Origin of the sequence: Streptacidiphilus sp. EB129 (assembly GCF_041262645.1) — a bacterium.
Classification (GTDB): Bacteria; Actinomycetota; Actinomycetes; order Streptomycetales; family Streptomycetaceae; genus Streptacidiphilus.
This window is the reverse complement of sequence record NZ_JBGCCS010000021.1, coordinates 25568-42653: the sequence shown is the minus strand read 5'-3', so window position 1 is coordinate 42653 and position 17086 is coordinate 25568. Positions and strand designations below refer to the sequence as shown.

13 protein-coding genes are annotated in these 17086 nt (G+C 73.9%); 8 read left to right on the top strand and 5 right to left on the bottom strand.

The window, feature by feature from the left end:
• Positions 1-6: 6 nt before the first annotated feature.
• Positions 7-924 carry a TIGR01777 family oxidoreductase gene (locus tag ABH925_RS24120; protein WP_370150940.1) on the top strand — a complete coding sequence of 306 codons (918 nt, stop codon included), beginning with the start codon at positions 7-9 and terminating at the stop codon, positions 922-924.
• A gap of 281 nt (positions 925-1205) precedes the next feature.
• On the top strand, positions 1206-2561 hold the full coding sequence (locus ABH925_RS24115) for an NAD(P)/FAD-dependent oxidoreductase (RefSeq protein ID WP_370150938.1): 1356 nt from the start codon (positions 1206-1208) through the stop codon (positions 2559-2561).
• Between the two features lie 124 nt (positions 2562-2685).
• Here ABH925_RS24115 and ABH925_RS24110 read toward each other — a convergent pair whose 3' ends face one another.
• Complete coding sequence (locus ABH925_RS24110; protein ID WP_370150937.1) at positions 2686-4308, bottom strand: regulator; 1623 nt, start codon at positions 4306-4308, stop codon at positions 2686-2688.
• Positions 4309-4754: 446 nt separating this feature from the next.
• On the opposite strand from ABH925_RS24110, the gene ABH925_RS24105 reads away from it, so the two are divergent.
• Complete coding sequence (locus tag ABH925_RS24105) at positions 4755-6935, top strand: glycogen debranching N-terminal domain-containing protein (RefSeq protein WP_370150936.1); 2181 nt, start codon at positions 4755-4757, stop codon at positions 6933-6935.
• On the opposite strand, the gene ABH925_RS24100 is transcribed toward ABH925_RS24105, so the two are convergent.
• A complete protein-coding gene (locus tag ABH925_RS24100) occupies positions 6897-8210 on the bottom strand; it encodes a glycosyltransferase family 4 protein (protein WP_370150935.1) in 1314 nt (437 codons plus the stop codon). The genes ABH925_RS24105 and ABH925_RS24100 overlap by 39 nt on opposite strands.
• Before the next feature lie 255 nt (positions 8211-8465).
• On the opposite strand from ABH925_RS24100, the gene ABH925_RS24095 reads away from it, so the two are divergent.
• Complete coding sequence (locus tag ABH925_RS24095; RefSeq protein WP_370150934.1) at positions 8466-11261, top strand: tetratricopeptide repeat protein; 2796 nt, start codon at positions 8466-8468, stop codon at positions 11259-11261.
• Between the two features lie 156 nt (positions 11262-11417).
• Here the strand turns inward: ABH925_RS24095 and ABH925_RS24090 are convergent, their stop codons facing one another.
• Entirely contained in the window at positions 11418-12008 is a 591-nt protein-coding gene (locus ABH925_RS24090) for a TetR family transcriptional regulator (RefSeq protein ID WP_370150933.1), read from the bottom strand.
• 17 nt (positions 12009-12025) lie between these two features.
• Complete coding sequence (locus tag ABH925_RS24085) at positions 12026-13027, bottom strand: aldo/keto reductase (RefSeq protein ID WP_370150932.1); 1002 nt, start codon at positions 13025-13027, stop codon at positions 12026-12028.
• A gap of 215 nt (positions 13028-13242) precedes the next feature.
• Here ABH925_RS24085 and lipB point away from each other — a divergent pair, with 215 nt between their 5' ends.
• The 4 genes from lipB to ABH925_RS24065 all read left to right on the top strand — a co-directional run bounded on the left by lipB (position 13243) and on the right by ABH925_RS24065 (position 16428).
• Positions 13243-14064: a lipoyl(octanoyl) transferase LipB gene (gene lipB, locus ABH925_RS24080; protein ID WP_370150931.1), complete on the top strand. Its 822-nt coding sequence runs from the start codon at positions 13243-13245 to the stop codon at positions 14062-14064.
• A gap of 138 nt (positions 14065-14202) precedes the next feature.
• Positions 14203-15153, top strand: a complete 951-nt coding sequence (gene lipA / locus ABH925_RS24075; protein ID WP_370150930.1) for a lipoyl synthase — start codon at positions 14203-14205, stop codon at positions 15151-15153.
• Between the two features lie 189 nt (positions 15154-15342).
• Positions 15343-15624 carry a hypothetical protein gene (locus ABH925_RS24070; RefSeq protein ID WP_370150929.1) on the top strand — a complete coding sequence of 94 codons (282 nt, stop codon included), beginning with the start codon at positions 15343-15345 and terminating at the stop codon, positions 15622-15624.
• A 108-nt stretch (positions 15625-15732) separates the two neighbouring features.
• The gene (locus ABH925_RS24065; protein ID WP_370150928.1) at positions 15733-16428 is read left to right on the top strand and encodes a DUF4191 domain-containing protein; all 696 of its coding nucleotides are present in this window, start codon (positions 15733-15735) and stop codon (positions 16426-16428) included.
• Between the two features lie 137 nt (positions 16429-16565).
• Here ABH925_RS24065 and ABH925_RS24060 read toward each other — a convergent pair whose 3' ends face one another.
• Positions 16566-16973, bottom strand: a complete 408-nt coding sequence (locus tag ABH925_RS24060) for an RDD family protein (RefSeq protein WP_370151039.1) — start codon at positions 16971-16973, stop codon at positions 16566-16568.
• Between the last annotated feature and the right edge of the window lie 113 nt (positions 16974-17086).

The window sequence follows — 17086 nt, the reverse complement described above, 5'->3', positions numbered from 1 at the left end:
GCCCCCATGCGCATCGCAGTCACGGGATCGACCGGCCTCATCGGCTCCGCCCTCGTCCGCTCGCTGCTCGACGACGGCCACGCGGTGGTGCGTCTGGTGCGCCGCGCCCCCGAGGCGCGGTCGGACGGCAGCACCGAGGTGCGCTGGAATCCCACGCTGCGTCAGATCGACCACAAGGGGCTGGCGGCGGGACCGGACGGGTCGGGGCTGGACGCGGTGGTGCACCTGGCCGGCGCGGGGGTCGCCGACCGGCGCTGGTCGGCGGCGTACAAGCGGCAGATCCACGACAGCCGGGTGCTGGGCACCACCACCATCGCGGAGGCGGTGGCCGGGCTGAAGCAGCCGCCCCGGGTGCTGGTCAGCGGCTCGGCGGTGGGGTACTACGGCCAGACCGGCGACCGCCTGATCGACGAGACCGAGCCGGCCGGCGGCGACTTCCTGGCCCGGGTCTGCACCGCCTGGGAGGAGGCCACCGAACCGGCCTCGGCGGCGGGCGTCCGGGTGGCCCACGCCCGCACCGGGCTGGTGGTGGCCGCCGGCGGCGGCGCCTGGGGCCGGTTGTTCCCGCTGTTCCGGCTGGGTCTCGGCGGACGGCTCGGCAACGGCCGGCAGTACTGGAGCTTCATCTCGCTGCGGGACGAGGTCGCGGCGCTGCGGTACCTGATCGACGACGAGACGCTGAGCGGGCCGGTGAACCTGACCGCTCCGGTGCCGGTGACCAACGCCGAGGTGACCGAGGCGATGGGCCGGGTGCTGCACCGGCCGACCGTGTTCTCGGTGCCGGAGCCGGCCATCAAGGTGGCCCTGGGCGAGTTCGCCGTGGAGGTCGTCGGCAGCCACCGGGTGGTCCCGGCCCGCCTGCTGGACGCCGGGTTCCGTTTCGCCCATCCCACCGTGGACCAGGCGATCCAGGCCGCGCGCTGACCCCTCCCCGGGGGCGCGGGGGCGCACTGGAGGGGCGCGGGTGGCACGCTGTGGGCGCGCGGCGCCGCCGTGCTGGCGCATGAGCGCACGGGAGGGGCGCACGCTCACTCTCCGCTGCCCCGCCCGTCCCGGGCGCACGCCGGCGTCACACCAGGCTCCCCACCGGTCGCTTTCTGCAAACGCGGCCGGAACTGGCTGTCTGAGTCGCGGCATGACGGGGCATCACCTGGGGACCGGTCAGCCCGGAAGAGGACGGACCGGGCCACGGAGGGAGCTGCCTCGTGCCCGCAACACCGCTCTACCGCACCCACTCCGCCGCCGGGTCCGCGCGCGCCGCGCGCAGAGTCGACGTGGTCGTCGTGGGCGCGGGCCCCGCCGGTCTCTCGGCGGCCCGGCGACTGCACGCCGCGGGCCTCACCGTCACCGTCCTGGAGGGCTCGGACCGGATCGGCGGGCGGATGGCCGGGTACCAGCTGGACGGGTTCCGGCTGGACCACGGCTCTCATCTGCTGAACCCCTCCTTCCCGGAGCTGGGCCGGGTGCTCGACCTGGACCGTCTTGAGCTGCGCCCGCTGGCGCCGGACGTGCTGGTGCACCACCGCGGCCGGCGTACCCGGCTGGGCGCCCCGGCGGCCGCCGCGCCCTCGGCCGCCGCCCGGGCGGCGCTCGCCACGGTCCGTGCGCCCATCGGTGCCCCCTGGGACCAGGCCCGGCTGGGCGCGGCCCTGGCCCGGCTGGCCGCCGTGCCGACCTCCGAGCTGCTCGCCCGGCCGGAACGGACCGCGGCCGAGGCCCTGGTCGTCCGCGGGATCCCGGCCAGGACCATCGCCGTGTTCCTGCGCCCGCTGCTGTCCGCGTTGCTGAGCGACCCTCAGCTGGTCACCAGCAGCCGGGTCGCCGACCTGGTGCTGCGCGGATACGCCCGGGCCCGGCTGAGTCTGCCGGCCGACGGCCTCGCCTCGGTCCCCGCGCAGCTGGCGGAGGGCCTCCCGGCCGGGACGGTGCAACTCGGCGTGCGGGTCCGGGTGGTGTCGGTGGACGGCGTGGACACCGAGCGGCACGGCCGGATCCCCTGCCGGGCCGTGGTGGTGGCCACCGACGCCCGGAGCGCCGGCGAGCTGCTGCCGGGGCTGCACCAGCCCGCGTACCTCCCGGTCACCACCTACTACCACGCCTCCGCCGAGGCTCCGGCGCAGGGACCGCAGCTGGTGCTGGAGGCGGACCGCTCCGGTGGACCGGTCACGCACGCGCTGGTGCTCAGCGAGGTGGACCGCTCGTACGCCCCGTCCGGCGCGGCCCTGATCGCCTCGACGGTACTGGGCCACCCCGGCATCGACGCGGACGGGCCGGAGGCGCTGGAACCGGCCGTCCGCCGCCAGTTGGGCCGGCTCTACGGCGCGGACCCCTCCCGCTGGCAGTTCCTGACGGTACGCCACAGCCCGGACGCCCTGCCGGCGATGACGCCACCGCACCACTTCACCCGCCCGGTGCGACTGCTGCACGGCCTCTACGTGTGCGGCGACCACCGGGCGACCAGCACCACGCACGGCGCGCTGGCCTCCGGCCGCCGCGTGGCCCACGCCGTCCTGCGCGATCTCGGCCTCCCCACCACCCACCCCGAGGAACTCGCCGCCTGACCGGTGCCCGCCGTCGTGGCGGCGCTGGACACCGCCGTCGCCGCGGCGGCGGGCGGCCTGCCACGACGACGACGGTCCATCCGCCGTCGTCGTGGCAGGCCCGGTGGGCGGGTCGGTGGGCGGGTCAGATGACGCCGGCGGCGTGGGCCGCCTCCTCGAACGCGCGGACCGCGGGGTTACCGCGGTACGGGGTGAGCCGCCGGGTGAAGTCACGGAGGTACTCCACCGCGCGCAGCGACCGCATGTCGGCCGCGCCCCGAAGTGCCTCGGCGGCGGCCGCGCAGGCCTCGTCCACCTCGCCCATCCCCAGCCGCGCGGTCGCCAGCACCGTCCGGCAGAACACCCGGCTGCGCGCGTACGCCGCGCCCCGCAGCCGCAGCGACCGTTCCGCGTGCTGGGCACAGGGCCGCCACTGCTGCAGGTCGCGGTAGCAGTGCCCGAACTCGTCGGCCAGCTGCGCCTCGTCGAAGAAGCGGGCCCAGCCGGGCAGGTCGTCGCCGGGACGGGCCGCCTGCAGCGCGCGCTCCGCGCGGACCAGGGCGGTGGTGCAGGAGCGGGCGTCGCCGATCAGCCCGTGCCCCCGGGCCTCGGCGGCGTGCAGCAGCGCCAGCACCGTGGTCGGGGCGGCGGTGCCGACCCCCTGCTGGGCGACCCGCGCGAGCTGCACCGCCTCCCGGCCGTGGCCCAGGTAGACGGCCTGACGGCTCATCGTGACCAGGACGTACGCCCCGTACTGCCGGTCGTTGGCGGCCTGGGCCAGCCGCAGCGACTGGACGAAGTAGCGCTGCGCCAGCCCGTGCGCGCCGATGTCGTACGAGGTCCAGCCGGCCAGCCGGGTGAGGTCGGCGACCGCCCCGAAGAGCGATCGGCCGATGGCCTCGCTGTAGCGGCCGCGCAGCATCGGCTCGGCCTCGCTCTCCAGGTAGCGGATCAGCGCCTGCCGGGCATGGCCGCCGCCGTAGGCGTTGTCGAGCGAGCGGAACAGGTCGCCGACCGCGCGGACCGCGGCGACGTCCCCACGGCCCACCCGCTGCAGCCCGCGCGGGGCCGGCGCCGGCGGCAGCGCGGGCTCGGGGAGGGCCGGACCGGGGCGGCGGCTCTGCGCCGGGATGCCGGGGAGCCCCCCGCTGCCGGGCAGGCCGGGGCGCTGCGCGGACCGGGGCGGGGTGCCGACGCCCAGGTCCTGCGGGGTCTCCCGGGCCACCCGGTCGTCACTGCGGCCGATCAGCCAGTCCCGGCTGGGAACCACCAGACCGGCCGGGGTGAAGGCGATCCGGCGCAGCTCGGAATGCGCGCCGGTGTCCTTGCGCCACATGCTGCTGACGATGTCGACGGCCTCGGCCGGGGTCTCGGCGAACTCCAGCCCGGCGTAGACCGGGGCGCAGGCGTCCAGGCCGAGGTCCTGTGCGCTGAGGCGGCGGCCGAGCCGGCGGGTGAAGACCTCGGCGATCAGCGCCGGGGTCGCTCCCCTGGGCTGCTGGCCGCGCAGCCAGCGGGTCACCGAGGTCTTGTCGTAGCGCAGGTCGAGACCGTGTTCGAGGCCGAGCTGGTCCACCCGGCGGGCCAGCCCGGCGTGCGAGAAGCCGGCCTCCTCGATCAGCGCGGCCAGCCGCTGGTTCTGCGAGCGCTCGACATGCGAACGCGCCCCCTGGGAGCGCACGAGCGGGGCGCGCACCGAGGACGAGCGCTGCTCCTTGGGACGCTCGGCTCCGGAGCGGGACGGGCCATGATTCACGGGCTGGCTCATGGGCGACTCCAAAGCCCGTGGCGGGCTCATCCGTTGGTCGATCAGCCGGGATCGGTCCGGGACGACGGATCGGTCCGGGACAACGGGGCGGTCCGGACGGGGGTCGATCGTCGGCCGGTCGGTTACTGGCCGTTGGGCCATGTGCCACACACCTTCCGGGGCTCCCGCCGCACGGAGGTTCCGCCCCCCGGATCACGCCGCGAGCTCCCTACAGGGAACGGCGTGAATGTAGCGAGCATTTGCCCCGGATGGTCGGTTCCGACCTCGCGTTCGTCCGAATGAGTGACGCCACGGACACGAGGTGTAGCGACGCCCGGCCCGAGCAGGGGCGGCCTCCCGCCCGGCCTGCGGACCCGGTGCGCGGACCGGGGCCTGCCGGACGCGACCGCGAGGGCGCGGAGGGGAGTGCGGGGTTCCGTCGCACTCACGATGGGGAGGACGGAACTGTGTTCGCATCCGACGGCCCGTCAGGACGCTATCTGCTGCAGCCGCTGCTGCACGACGCCGCGATCTGCGTCTCCGCGCCGGCCTTCGCCGTCTCCGCCCGCGACGGGCAGCTGCGCGGCGCGGGTGCCGACGGCTTCTACGACCGGGACCGGCGGCTGCTGCACACGCTCCACCTCGCCGTCGACGAACGCGAGCCCGAGGCCATCGGCTGCCATCCGCTGGGCCCGGACCGGATGCGCTTCACCGCCGTGCACCGCTACCCCGGCGACCCCACCGACGACCCGACGGTGCTGATCGAGCGGGTCCGGGGCGCCGACGGCACCGAGACCATCACGGTCCGCAACGACGGCGCACGCGACCGCCGGCTGCGGATCGACGTGGCCGCGGCCACCGACCTCACCGACATCGCCACGGTCAAGAGCGGCCGGGGCGCCACGCCGCTGCCGGCGGTGGCCACGCCGACCGGGCTGAGCTGGAGTCTGGTCGGCCCGGAGGGCGAGTCGCACAGCACCCTGACCGTCGAACCGGCCCCCGGCGCGGCAGCGACCCGCCCGAACGCGTTCGGCCCGGTGACGTCCCAGCCGGAGATATCCGACGGCCCGGAGGGCGGCACCCTGACCTGGCCGGTGCTGCTGCTCAGGCCGGGGGCCCGCTGGCAGGTCACGCTGCGGGTGCGCGGCCGCAGCAGCCCGCTGCCGCCGGGGCAGCCGGACGCGCCGACCCTGGAGGCGCCCTGGTCGGTGCCGACGGTCGAGGGCGACCGGCGGCTGGTCGCCCTGGTCCGCCGGGGCCTGGCCGACCTGCGGGCGCTGCGGCTGGCCGACCCGATGAGCCGGGACGGCGACGGCCACGAGGACCAGTTCGTCGCGGCGGGCTGCCCCTGGTACCTGGCGCTGTTCGGGCGGGACAGCATCTGGGCCGCCCGGATGCTGCTGCCGCTGGGCACCGGGCTCGCCCTGGGCACCCTGCGGACGCTGGCCCGGCGCCAGGGCCGCAGCCATGACCGCTTCAGGGAGGAGGCGCCCGGCCGGATCCTGCACGAGCTGCGCCCCGGCGAGGCCCGGCACGGCCGGGGCCTGCGGCTGCCCGCCCACTACTACGGCAGCGTGGACGCCACCCCGCTCTTCGTCACGCTGCTGGTCGAGGCCTGGCACTGGGGGCTGCCGACGGCCGAGGTGGAGCGGCTGCTCCCGCACGCCGAGCTGGCCATGGACTGGGTGCAGCGCAGCTGCGGCCAGGACCAGGACGGCCTGCTGCGGTACCGGCCCCGTCCGGGCGGGCTGGTCCACCAGAGCTGGAAGGACTCGACCGACGCGGTGCGGGACGCCCTGGGCCGGCACATCCCGCCGCCGCTGGCGCTCTGCGAGGTGCAGGGTTACGCCTATCAGGCCGCGGTGGGGCTGGCCGGGCTGGTGGCCGCGCTGGGCCGGGCCGACCGGGCCGCCGAGCTGCGGGCCTGGGCGCTGGGCCTGCGGAAGAGCTTCCGCGACGCGTTCTGGGTGGACGCCGGGGACGCGGACGCCCCGGCGTCGCGCTATGTCGCCATCGCGGTCGGCCGGGCGCTGTCGCCGGTGACCGGACCGGCGTCCAACATGGGCCAGTTGCCGGACACCGGCATCCTGGACCCGGCGGACTGCCGGGACGTGGCCGCCTGGCTGTGTTCGGCCGAACTGAACTCGGGCTGGGGTCTGCGCAGCCGATCGGCCCTGGTCCCCGGCTTCAACCCGCTGAGCTACCACGGCGGTTCGGTCTGGACGCACGACACCGCGATCGCCGTCCAGGGACTGTGCGCGGCGGGCCGCCACGCGGAGGCGGCCCGGCTCACCGACGGCCTGCTGGACGCGGCGACGCACTTCCAGTACCGGATGCCGGAGCTGTACGGCGGCGACGAGCGCACCCCGGACACCCCGGGGCCGCTGGACTACCCCGCCGCCTGCCGGCCCCAGGGCTGGTCGGCGGCGGCCGGGGTGGCACTGCTCGGCGCCCTGCTCGGGCTGCGCCCGGACGCCGCGGCCCGGGTGCTGACGGTCCGTCCGATGCCGCCGGAGTTCCTCGGCCCGCTGTCGGCGACCGGCCTGCGACTGGCCGGTGCCCGGCTGGACGTGGCGGTGGACCGGACCGGTGCGGTGTGCGTGGACGGCCTACCGGAGGGCTGGCACCTGCGCACCGAGGGTCCGTGACGCCGGTTCGGCCCCGACGCGCCCGCCGGCCCGGCCCGCGTCGGCGTCCGCCAGCCGGGCCCGGTACTCGGCGACCATCGGCGCAAGGTAGCGGTCTTTCATGTCGAAGCGCCGCAGCACGTGCCGGCGACCAGCCAGCCCCATCGCCCGGGCCCGGGCGGGTTGGTTGAGCAGGGCGGCGATGCGGTCGGCGAGGGCCTCGGGGTCGCGGGGCGGGACCACGTAGCCCACCTCGCTGTCCCGGCTGAGCCCCTCGTCGAGCCCGCCCACCCGGGTCACCACCACCGGCCGTGCCGCGCACATCGCCTCCAGCGGGGCCAGCCCCATCGGCTCGCGGAACACCGACGGATAGATCACCACCCGGGCCCGGCGATAGAGTCCGGGCATCTGTGCGACGCCTGCCTTCTCATCCGTGAAAGCGACCCGGCCGGCCAGCAGCGGCGTTTTGATCAGCTTTTCGACGGTGTCCCGGAATCCGATCTTCTCACCGTGGAAATCCACCGAGTCGGGCGTGTCGGTGAGCAGCAGCCGGGCGTCCACGTCCGGGCAGAGCCGCTTCCCGAGGATGGCCTCGAACGCCTTGATCGCGCACTGAGCGCCCTTGTCCGGGATCAGCCGGGCGGGCAGCAGTACCGTCGCCGGACCCTGCGGCGGGTCCGCCGGCAACGGCTCCAGCGGCAGAAAGGGTGCGGTGTCGATGCCCAGGTAGGTGCGGCCGGCGCTGACCCCGAGTACCTCCGCGCAGTCCCGCACCAGGAACTCGGACACCGCGTAGTGGCCGTCCCAGCGCTCCACGGCCCGGGCCGCCTCGCCCCTGGGCTCGTGCCAGACGCTGTGGTAGGTGTGCAGCAGCACCAGCCGCAGGGCTGCCCGCAGTTCCAGCAGCGCCGCGGCCGGGGCGGCGTTGAAGTGGTGCAGGTTGTGCGCGTGCACCACCCGGATCCGATGCCGCGTCAGCGTGCTGCGGAACCAGGCCCGGAGGTCGTCGCGCTCCTCGGGGCCGCCGGTCGCGGCGGTCAGGTCCAGACCGGGGTGGCGCAGCACGGTCACCCCCGGCACCCCGGTCGGCCGGTCCGGGTGCGCCGTCCCGGTCAGCACCAGCACCCGGTGCCCCTGCGCGGCCAGCAGCCGGGAGTAGTCCCACAGATGGGTCTCCACACCGCCGACCGTGGGCGGGAACGCCCAGTGCACCAGAGCGACGTCCGGGGTGGCGCCGGCGGGACCCTGAGGATCGGCAGGACTCCCCGGATCGGCGGGGTCCTGGGGGTCGCTCACTGTGCCTCCGACGGGTACGGATACGCACCCTCGCTCGGACAGCCCCAGGGAAGGCGACGGAAGTACCAATTCCGCATTCGCGGATCCTAGCCATTTCCCGGGACGTTCCGCAGCGCTCCGGAAAAACGTGGAGTCGAACGGCATTGCGTCAGGGAAACTGTCGCGCTGAAATACTGACAGAACGCTACTTCACGCAGCAGCGAGCAGGTCCGCCCTTTCAGCCTATCCATCGGCGGCGGACCGAAGGGCGGTTTCATGACAGTGCCGCGGCAGCGGGGCGGAGTACCCGGTCGGAGCCGTGCGCTACTGGTCTGCGGGGTTGTCGCGGCCATCGCCGTACTGGAGACGTTCTCCCAGATCATCGCGCAGACCCTGCATCCCGGTGAACTTCTGTTCTGGGTGCTCACGGGTGGGGCCGCCCTGTTGACGGGTGGCGCCGCCGTGCTCGCGCTGTTCCCGGTACGGACCCGCGACGCGGACGGGCCGGTCGGGGCCGACTTGTCCGTCGCCGGGCTCCCGCTCACGCAGTCGGGGCCGCAACTGGGCGCGCCGGCGCACAACCTGCCCCCGCTCTCGGTCTACTTCACCGGCCGGGACGACGAACTGCACCGCATCGAGGAGCTGCTGCTCCCGGCCGCCACGCCGCCGCGCGCCCTGCTCGCCCACACCCACGGTTCGGAGACGCCGCGGGTCTGCGCCATCCACGGCCTGGGCGGCGTCGGCAAGTCCCAGCTGGCGCTCGCCTACGCCCGCAAGCACGTCGGCGAGCACCTGCTGAGCCGCTGGCTCAACGCCTCCCGCCCCAATACCCTGCGCGGGGAGCTGCTGGAACTGGCCGCCTGCGTCGGCATCCCCTACGACGAGAGCCACACCGTCATGCTCAGCAAGCTGTGGACCTGGCTGCGGGACCAGCCGGGATGGCTGCTGGTCTACGACGACGTCCAGGACTTCCCGACCGGGGACAACCCGCGCGAGACCGGCCCGCTGGCGCTGAGCCGCTACCTTCCCCCGGAGGGCAACGGCGAGATCATCATCACCAGCCAGCGACGTGAGAACTGGAACGGCCTCGCCTACGGCGACATCGCGCTGGCCCCGCTGGGCCCGGCCGACGGGCTGCGCTTCCTGCGCAAGCGATCCGGGGCCGACCAGGCCGGACTGGCCGAACTCGGCAGCAGGCTCGGCTGGCTGCCGCTCGCGCTGGAGCAGGCCGGCGCCTACCTCGACCTGGCCAAGATGTCCGCCGAGGACTACCTGGGCCATCTGCCCGCGCTGGTGGCCACCGGCGCCGCCGACGAGAAGACCTTCCAGCTGGCCATCGACCGGGTCACCCGGCAGGTGCCCGGGGCCGAGGACCTGCTGCGCCTCTGTGCCTACCTGGCGTCGGAGGACGTGCCGCACAGCACCCTCTACCGGCACCGCGCGGTGCTCCCGCCCCGGCTGCGCCGGATGCTGGGTCAGCAACCGACCATCGACCGGGTGGTGATCCTGCTGGTCAGCCACTCCCTGCTGACGAGCACCGGGGACGGACGGAACGTCCCGGTCGCCTACGGCCTGCACCCGCGGGTGCAGTTGTTCATCCGCAGCCGGCTGGACCAGCTGGGGCGGCTGGAGTGGTCCCAGGCCGCGGTGCGGCTGGTCGAGGCCGCCTTCCCGCACAGCTTCCTGCAGCCGGACCTGCGGGCGATGTGCGAACGGCTGATGCCCCATGTCGAGGCCAGCACCAACGAGTTCTCCTGGGGCTCGGACGCCGTCGCGGACGAGGTCGAGTCCGAGGCCGGGGACCCGGAGGCGATCGTGCGGCTGCTGCACCGGGCCGGCAGCTACCAGGAGCACCGCTGCGACTGGCCCCGGGCGCTGCTGCTGTTCGAGCGGGAGGCGCAGTTGCGGGACCTCGGCATCGGCGACCCGCTCAGCCGGGCCAGGGCCCGGCTGGCGGTGGCCCGGCAGTACTTCCTGCTGGCCCGGCTGGCGGAGGCGGAGACCGCCTGCCGGGAGGCGCTGGCGCACTGTGCCGCGCACCGGGCCGAGCCGGAGTTCCTGCCGGTCCGGGCCGAGTGCCTGCGCGAACTCGGCGGCATCCTGCGCGAGCAGACCCGCTTCGACGAGGCACTGGACGCGGTCCGGCAGGCCGTGACCATCTATCAGGCACACGGTTCCGAGTGGCAGAGCCTGGACTGGGCCATCGCCGAGCAGCAGGCCGGCCTGATCCACCGCAACGCCGGCCGCCCCTCCCGGGCGGCGGCCTGCTTCCGGCGGGCCGAGCGGCTGGTGCCGGCCCGGGGCAGCCAGGAACTGCCGCAGCACCTGCTGTTCCGCGCCACGATCCGCCGCGACCTGGGCATCCTGGCCCAGGACCGGGACGACCTGGACGAGGCCGAGCGCGAGCTGCGGGCGGCGCTGGCGGTGTTCCACGAGCAGCCCGGCGCGACGGACTTCGACACCGTGCAGATCGCCAAGTTCCTGGCCGACGTGCTGCGCCGGCAGGGCGAGCAGGACCGGGACCGGGCCAGGGCCACCCGGCATCCGCTGCGCCGCAGGCAGCTGCGGCGGGCCGCGGCGCGCCAACTGCAGGAGGCGTGGCTACTGCTGGAACCGGTGGTGGCGCTGCACTACAAGCGCCGCGACACCGACGAGCACAAGTACGCGTCCACGCTGAACAAGCGCGGTTCGCTGGAGTTCGCCCAGGGCCGGGCGCACGACGCCCGCGCGACGCTGGAGGAGGCCGAGCGGATCTACCGGACCCGCTACGGCGAGCGGCACCACTACCGCGCCAAGACGCTGTCCCGGCTGGGCCCGGTGCTGCGCGCGACCGGCGACCGGGACCGCGCCGAGGCGGTGCTACGGGAGGCCGCGTCGATCTTCCAGGAGACCCTGGGCGACGAGCACCCCGCCCTGATCGCGGTCTACCTGCGACTGGCCGACTGCCTGGACGACCGCTCCGCCGAGGCCCCGCTGCTGCGGGCGCTGGCCGCCGGGATCAGCACCCGGCTCCGGGCCGGCCCGGACACCGACGAACCGCCCCAGCTCGCCACCGCCCTGGAGACCGCCTGAGCCCGCCGCCACGCAGACCGACGCGGACACCGACGCGGATCGCTGCCGCGCGGACCACCGTAGGCCGCACCCGCCGCACCGCCGGCCACACCGCAGGGCAGGACCGTGGGCGCCAGCTTGCGGCCCGCCGCCGACAGGCGTCACCGGCCGGCGGCCTCAGCCGCCGACGCGCAGGCCGCGGAGCAGCAGGTCGGTCAGCACCGAGAGGTCCTCGGCCGCCCTGGGGTCGGACCAGCCGGGGGCGTAGACGGGGTCGTGGAAGTGGGCGGTGGCCTGGAATACGGCGTGGGCGAGGGTCAGCGGGTCGGCGTCCAGGGCGAAGACGCCCTCGTGCTGGCCCTCGCCGATGATCAGTCCGAGCTGCGCTTCCAGCCCGCTCAGGTGCTCGCCGATCAGGGCGCTGCTCTCCTCGACCAGCACGGTGTAGGTGGCGAACAGCTCGGGGTCGTCCAGCGCCTTGTGCTGCTTGGCCTCGAACAGGGTCCGCAGCCACAGCCGCAGTCTGACGTCCGGGGCCTGGGGGCCGGTGGCCACCGCGGGCAGGGCCGCGTGCGCGCGATTGAGCCAGCGTTCGGTGACCGCCTCGCGCAGCGCGGCCTTGCTCGGGAAGTGGCGGTAGACCGTCCCGTGGCTCACGCCGAGCGCGCGGGCCACGTCCACCACGGTCGCCTTGGCGGGACCGAAGCGGCGCAGGACGTCCTCCGCCGCCTCCAGGATCTGCTCGGTGCTGAGCGCTGTGTCCGCCATCGCTGGGTCGTCCGGCCTTACTTCTCGCTGTCCAGGTGTGCCATCTGGGCAGCAATGTACCGGTCGCCGAGCGCGGCACCGGCCGGAACGGCCGCCTCGACGGCCCGAAGGTCCTCGCTGCCGAGCTTCAGGTCGACCGCGCCCAGCGCCTCGCTCAGCCGGTCCCGGCGGCGGGCGCCGACCAGCGGCACGATGTCCTCGCCCTGCGCCAGCACCCAGGCGATCGCGACCTGGGCCACCGACGCGCCCTTGGCCTCGGCCACCGTGCGCAGCGCCTCGACCAGCGCCAGGTTGGCGTCCAGGTTGCCGGCGCCGAAGCGGGGGCTGATGCTGCGGAAGTCGCCGGGGGCCATCGCCCGGTCGGCCGTCCAGTGGCCGCTGATCAGGCCGCGGGACAGCACGCCGTAGGCGGTGACGCCGATGCCCAGCTCACGGGCGGTGGGCAGGATCTCGGCCTCGATCCCGCGCGAGATCAGCGAGTACTCGATCTGCAGGTCGGAGATGGGGTGCACGGCGTGGGCGCGGCGCAGCGTGTCGGCGCCCACCTCGGACAGCCCGATGTGCCGCACATGGCCGGCCTGGACCTGCTCGGCGATGGCGCCGACGGTCTCCTCGATCGGGACGTTCGGGTCGAGCCGGGCCGGGCGGTAGATGTCGACGTGGTCGGTGCCGAGCCGGCGCAGCGTGTAGGCGAGGAAGTTCTTGACGGCCGCGGGGCGGGTGTCATTGCCCCACCAACCGCCGTCGGCGTCCCGCAGCGCGCCGAACTTGACGCTGATGGCGACCTCGCCGCGGTCCCGGCCGCTGCTGCGCAGGGCGTCGCGGATGAGCAGTTCGTTGTGGCCCATGCCGTAGAAGTCGCCGGTGTCGATGAGGGTGACGCCGGCGTCCATGGCGGCATGCAGGGTGGCGATGGACTCGGCCTCGTCGGCCGGGCCGTAGAGGTCGGACATGCCCATGGCGCCGAGGCCGAGGGCGGAGACGCGGGGGCCGGTGCTGCCGAGCTGGCGGAGCTTCATGAGGGGTCCTTCGGGTTCTGGGAAACGACGGGTGTCGATCACGGGATGGGCGGCGGACCGCCCGATGACAACTATGCATGATGCGCTGACAGATTTCAATATCTGTCAGCACATCTCTCATCCTCCATCCCCCACCCACGCCCTGCGGTCGTACGGTCGGACAGCCGTGCGGTCGTACAGTTGCCAGCAGGCATCCGAGGGAAGGGACGGCAAGGGTGAGCGGCGAACTGCGCTTCGTACACCTGGGCATCGGCGAGCGGGCGGTTCCGTACCCGGAGGCCCTGGCGGAGCAGCAGCGGCTGCACGCGCTGCGGGTCGCGGACGAGATCCCGGACACCGTCCTGCTGCTGGAGCACCCTCCCGTCTACACGGCCGGCCGCCGCACCCGTCCCGAGGACTACCCCCTCAACGGGACACCCGTCGTCCAGGTCACCCGCGGGGGCGAGATCACCTGGCACGGCCCCGGCCAGCTCATCGGCTACCCGATCGTCAAACTGCCGGAGCCGATGGACGTGGTGGCCTACGTCCGCCGTCTGGAGGAGGCGCTGATCCGAGCCTGCGCCGACTTCGGGGTCGGCACCAGCCGGGTCGAGGGCCGCAGCGGCGTCTGGGTGCTCGGCGAGGAACTGCCCGGCGCGGTGGTGGACGCGGACCGGGTGGTGAACATCGGGGCGCTGACCCTGCGGATGGGCGCCAAGCTCGGCATCGACCCCCGGCTGGCCGGTCCCGAGTACGCCGCGTCCAACGCCGGCCAGCGCGGCGACGACCGCAAGCTCACCGCGATCGGCGTACGGGTGGCGCGCGGGGTGACCATGCACGGCTTCGCGCTCAACTGCGACCCCGACATGACCTGGTTCGACCAGATCATCCCCTGCGGGATCCGCGACGCCGGAGTCGGTTCGCTCAGCACCGAGCTGGGCCGGGACGTCAGCGTGGCCGAGGCGCTGCCGGTGGTCGAGCACCACCTCGCGGAGGTACTCGGCGAGCTGACCGGCACGGCCCGGAATGGCGCGCCCGGCGCGGCTGTTGGCGTGTAGACGGCCCCCGGCCCGCGCGAATGTCGGTACCCGTACCGGCGGTCCCCTTCGATACGGGGCCCACCGCCCGGCACGACCCATGGAAGCAGAGGCGTACCCTTGGGGGATCGCCCGAAAACTAGATTGAGGGAGCCGCACGTGTCCGCTGTCGCACCCGACGGCCGGAAGATGCTGCGTCTGGAGGTCCGCAACAGCGAGACCCCCATCGAGCGCAAGCCGGAGTGGATCAAGACCCGGGCGAAGATGGGCCCCGAGTACACCGCCCTGCAGTCGCTGGTGAAGCGCGAGGGTCTGCACACGGTGTGCCAGGAGGCCGGCTGTCCCAACATCTTCGAATGCTGGGAGGACCGCGAGGCCACCTTCCTCATCGGCGGCGACCAGTGCACGAGGCGCTGCGACTTCTGCCAGATCGACACCGGCAAGCCCGCGGACTTCGACCGCGACGAGCCGCGCCGGGTGGCCGAGTCCGTGCTCACCATGGACCTCAACTACGCCACCATCACCGGCGTCGCCCGCGACGACCTGGAGGACGGCGGCGCCTGGCTCTACGCCGAGACGGTCCGGCAGATCCACGCCGTGACCGCCGACCGGGCCACCGGGCAGACCGGCGTGGAGCTGCTGATTCCGGACTTCAACGCGGTCCCGGAGCAGCTCGCCGAGGTCTTCTCCTCACGCCCGCAGGTGCTCGCGCACAACGTCGAGACGGTGCCGCGGATCTTCAAGCGGATCCGCCCCGGCTTCCGCTACGAGCGCTCGCTCTCGGTGATCACCGAGGCCCGCGCGGTGGGCCTGGTCACCAAGTCCAACCTGATCCTGGGCATGGGCGAGACCCGTGAGGAGGTCAGCGAGGCACTGCGGGACCTGCACGAGGCCGGCTGCGAGCTGATCACCATCACCCAGTACCTGCGCCCCTCCCCCAGGCACCACCCCGTGGAGCGCTGGGTCAAGCCGCACGAGTTCGTGGAGCTGCAGCAGGAGGCCGAGGAGCTCGGCTTCGCCGGCGTCATGTCCGGCCCGCTGGTCCGTTCCTCCTACCGCGCCGGCCGCCTCTACCGCCAGGCACTGGAGCACCGCAGCGCCGCGGTCTGAACGCGTACGACCGAAACCGATCATCTTTTGGTGTCCAGGTTTCATGCATGTTTGACCCGGGGGTCATCACGCGGTAACACGGCGTGGTGACGATGGGGTGGCAGCCGCGCAGGGAGTACCGGGGAGTACCCGCTCCCGGCGCGGGCCGCACCCCGACACGCAGCGCAACCACAAGGGGAGTGGTTCATCATGCAGTCCGTCACATCCACGCGCGGCCAGACCGACCGGCAGCCGCGCCCGCAGTCGCACCGCCCGATCACCGGGAGTCTCAGCACCGGGAACCTCAGCAGCGGCCTGCTCAGCGGCGGGCTGCGGTCCATGGGCGGTGCCCTGCGCCGGGCCGAGTCGGTGCTCCTCGGCGGCGGTCAGCAGACCGCACGCCGCAACGCCTGGGACGCCGTCTGCGAGAACCGCCGCTACGCCCAGGACCGCGAGGACGTCGAGCCGGTCCGGCTCCGACCCGCACGCTGAGGCGTCGCCGAGCCGCCAGGGCCGTCGAGGCTGTCGAGATCAACCCGAGACGGGATTAACACCCCCGGGCTTGGGCATCGGGGGTGGTCGCCCCGTACGATGAGCCCCATGGCGAGGCAGGAAACCACCGACGAAAACCCCGGACGAATCAAGCAGATCCGTCTGGCGTACACCATGACCAAGCGGGTCGACCCGAAAATCGGTCTCATCATCGCCGGTATCGGGCTCGGCACCTTCGCGGTGCTCCTCGTTATCGGCTTCCTGATCGGACACCCGATCTACCTGGGCATCCTCGGCCTCTTCGCCGGCGTGCTCGGCGCGGTCGTGGTCTTCGGCCGCAGGGCCGAGAAGGCAGCCTTCGGGCAGATGGACGGACAGCCCGGCGCGGCTGCCGCCGTGCTCAACAACATCCGGCGCGGCGGCTGGACGGTGACCCCCGTGGTCGCGGCCACCCGGCAGCAGGACGCGGTGCACCGCGCGGTCAGCCGTCAGGGCATCGTGCTGGTCGGCGAGGGCAACATCAACCGGCTGCGGCCGCTGATGGCCGCCGAGAAGCGGAAGATGAGCCGGGTCGTCGGCGACGTGCCGGTGACCGACATCATCGTCGGCGAGGACGAGGGCCAGATCCCGCTCAAGAAGCTGCAGCTGCACCTCACCCGGATGCCGCGGACGCTGCCCGCGTCGCAGGTCACGCAGATCAACGACCGGCTCCGGGCGATGGGCGACCTGATGGCGAACGCACCGATCCCGAAGGGCCCGCTGCCCAAGGGCGCGCGGATGCCCAAGGGCGGCAAGGGGCGCTGACCGCGCCCCCGCCCCCACTGCAACGCGAGGCCCCGGCCGCTCCCCCGCAAGGGAGCGACCGGGGCCTCTTCACGCTCCCACGGCACGGTTCACACCCGCGGCACCGGTCGGATCCGGTCGGATCCGGCCCGCAGGGGTCAGATCCGGACCTCCACCGTGCCCACGGCCTTGTCGTGCAGCCCTCGGCCGTCGCGGTCCCAGATCAGCGCCGGCACGGCGAGCAGCAGCAGGAAGGTGCGCAGCAGCACCTGCCCCACCGAGGCCCGGCCGCCGCTCACGCTGACCAGCCGCAGACCCAGCAGCCGCTTGCCCGGGGTGCTGCCGACCGTGCCGAGGGTGAGCACGCTGAGCACGAAGAAGACGAACATGGCCCAGTAGTTGGCCACCACGGTGTTGCCGTGGGAGATCAGGCCGTAGGCGATGAGCGCGCACATCCACCAGTCGATGACGACCGCGGCCAGCCGCCGCCCGGTGCCGGCAATGGAGCCCGGCCCCTCCTCGGGCAGGCCGAGGCGGCGGCCCCGGTAGCCGAAATCCGCGCCCATCTGCTCGGCGCCGGCCCGCGGGCCCTCGATCCACGATCCGATGACTTTTCTGCTGTCGTCCACACGCCCACAGTAGCCGTCCGCGTTCTCCCGATTCGCGCCCGGGGGGCGGT

Excerpts from the sequence above, each read along its gene's own strand:
- ABH925_RS24120 (WP_370150940.1), top strand. The coding sequence starts at position 7 with ATGCGCATCGCAGTCACGGGATCGACCGGCCTCATCGGCTCCGCCCTC.
- ABH925_RS24110 (WP_370150937.1), bottom strand. The coding sequence starts at position 4,308 with ATGAGCCAGCCCGTGAATCATGGCCCGTCCCGCTCCGGAGCCGAGCGT.
- ABH925_RS24095 (WP_370150934.1), top strand. The coding sequence starts at position 8,466 with ATGACAGTGCCGCGGCAGCGGGGCGGAGTACCCGGTCGGAGCCGTGCG.
- ABH925_RS24090 (WP_370150933.1), bottom strand. The coding sequence starts at position 12,008 with ATGGCGGACACAGCGCTCAGCACCGAGCAGATCCTGGAGGCGGCGGAG.
- ABH925_RS24085 (WP_370150932.1), bottom strand. The coding sequence starts at position 13,027 with ATGAAGCTCCGCCAGCTCGGCAGCACCGGCCCCCGCGTCTCCGCCCTC.
- ABH925_RS24070 (WP_370150929.1), top strand. The coding sequence starts at position 15,343 with ATGCAGTCCGTCACATCCACGCGCGGCCAGACCGACCGGCAGCCGCGC.
- ABH925_RS24065 (WP_370150928.1), top strand. The coding sequence starts at position 15,733 with ATGGCGAGGCAGGAAACCACCGACGAAAACCCCGGACGAATCAAGCAG.
- ABH925_RS24060 (WP_370151039.1), bottom strand. The coding sequence starts at position 16,973 with ATGGGCGCGGATTTCGGCTACCGGGGCCGCCGCCTCGGCCTGCCCGAG.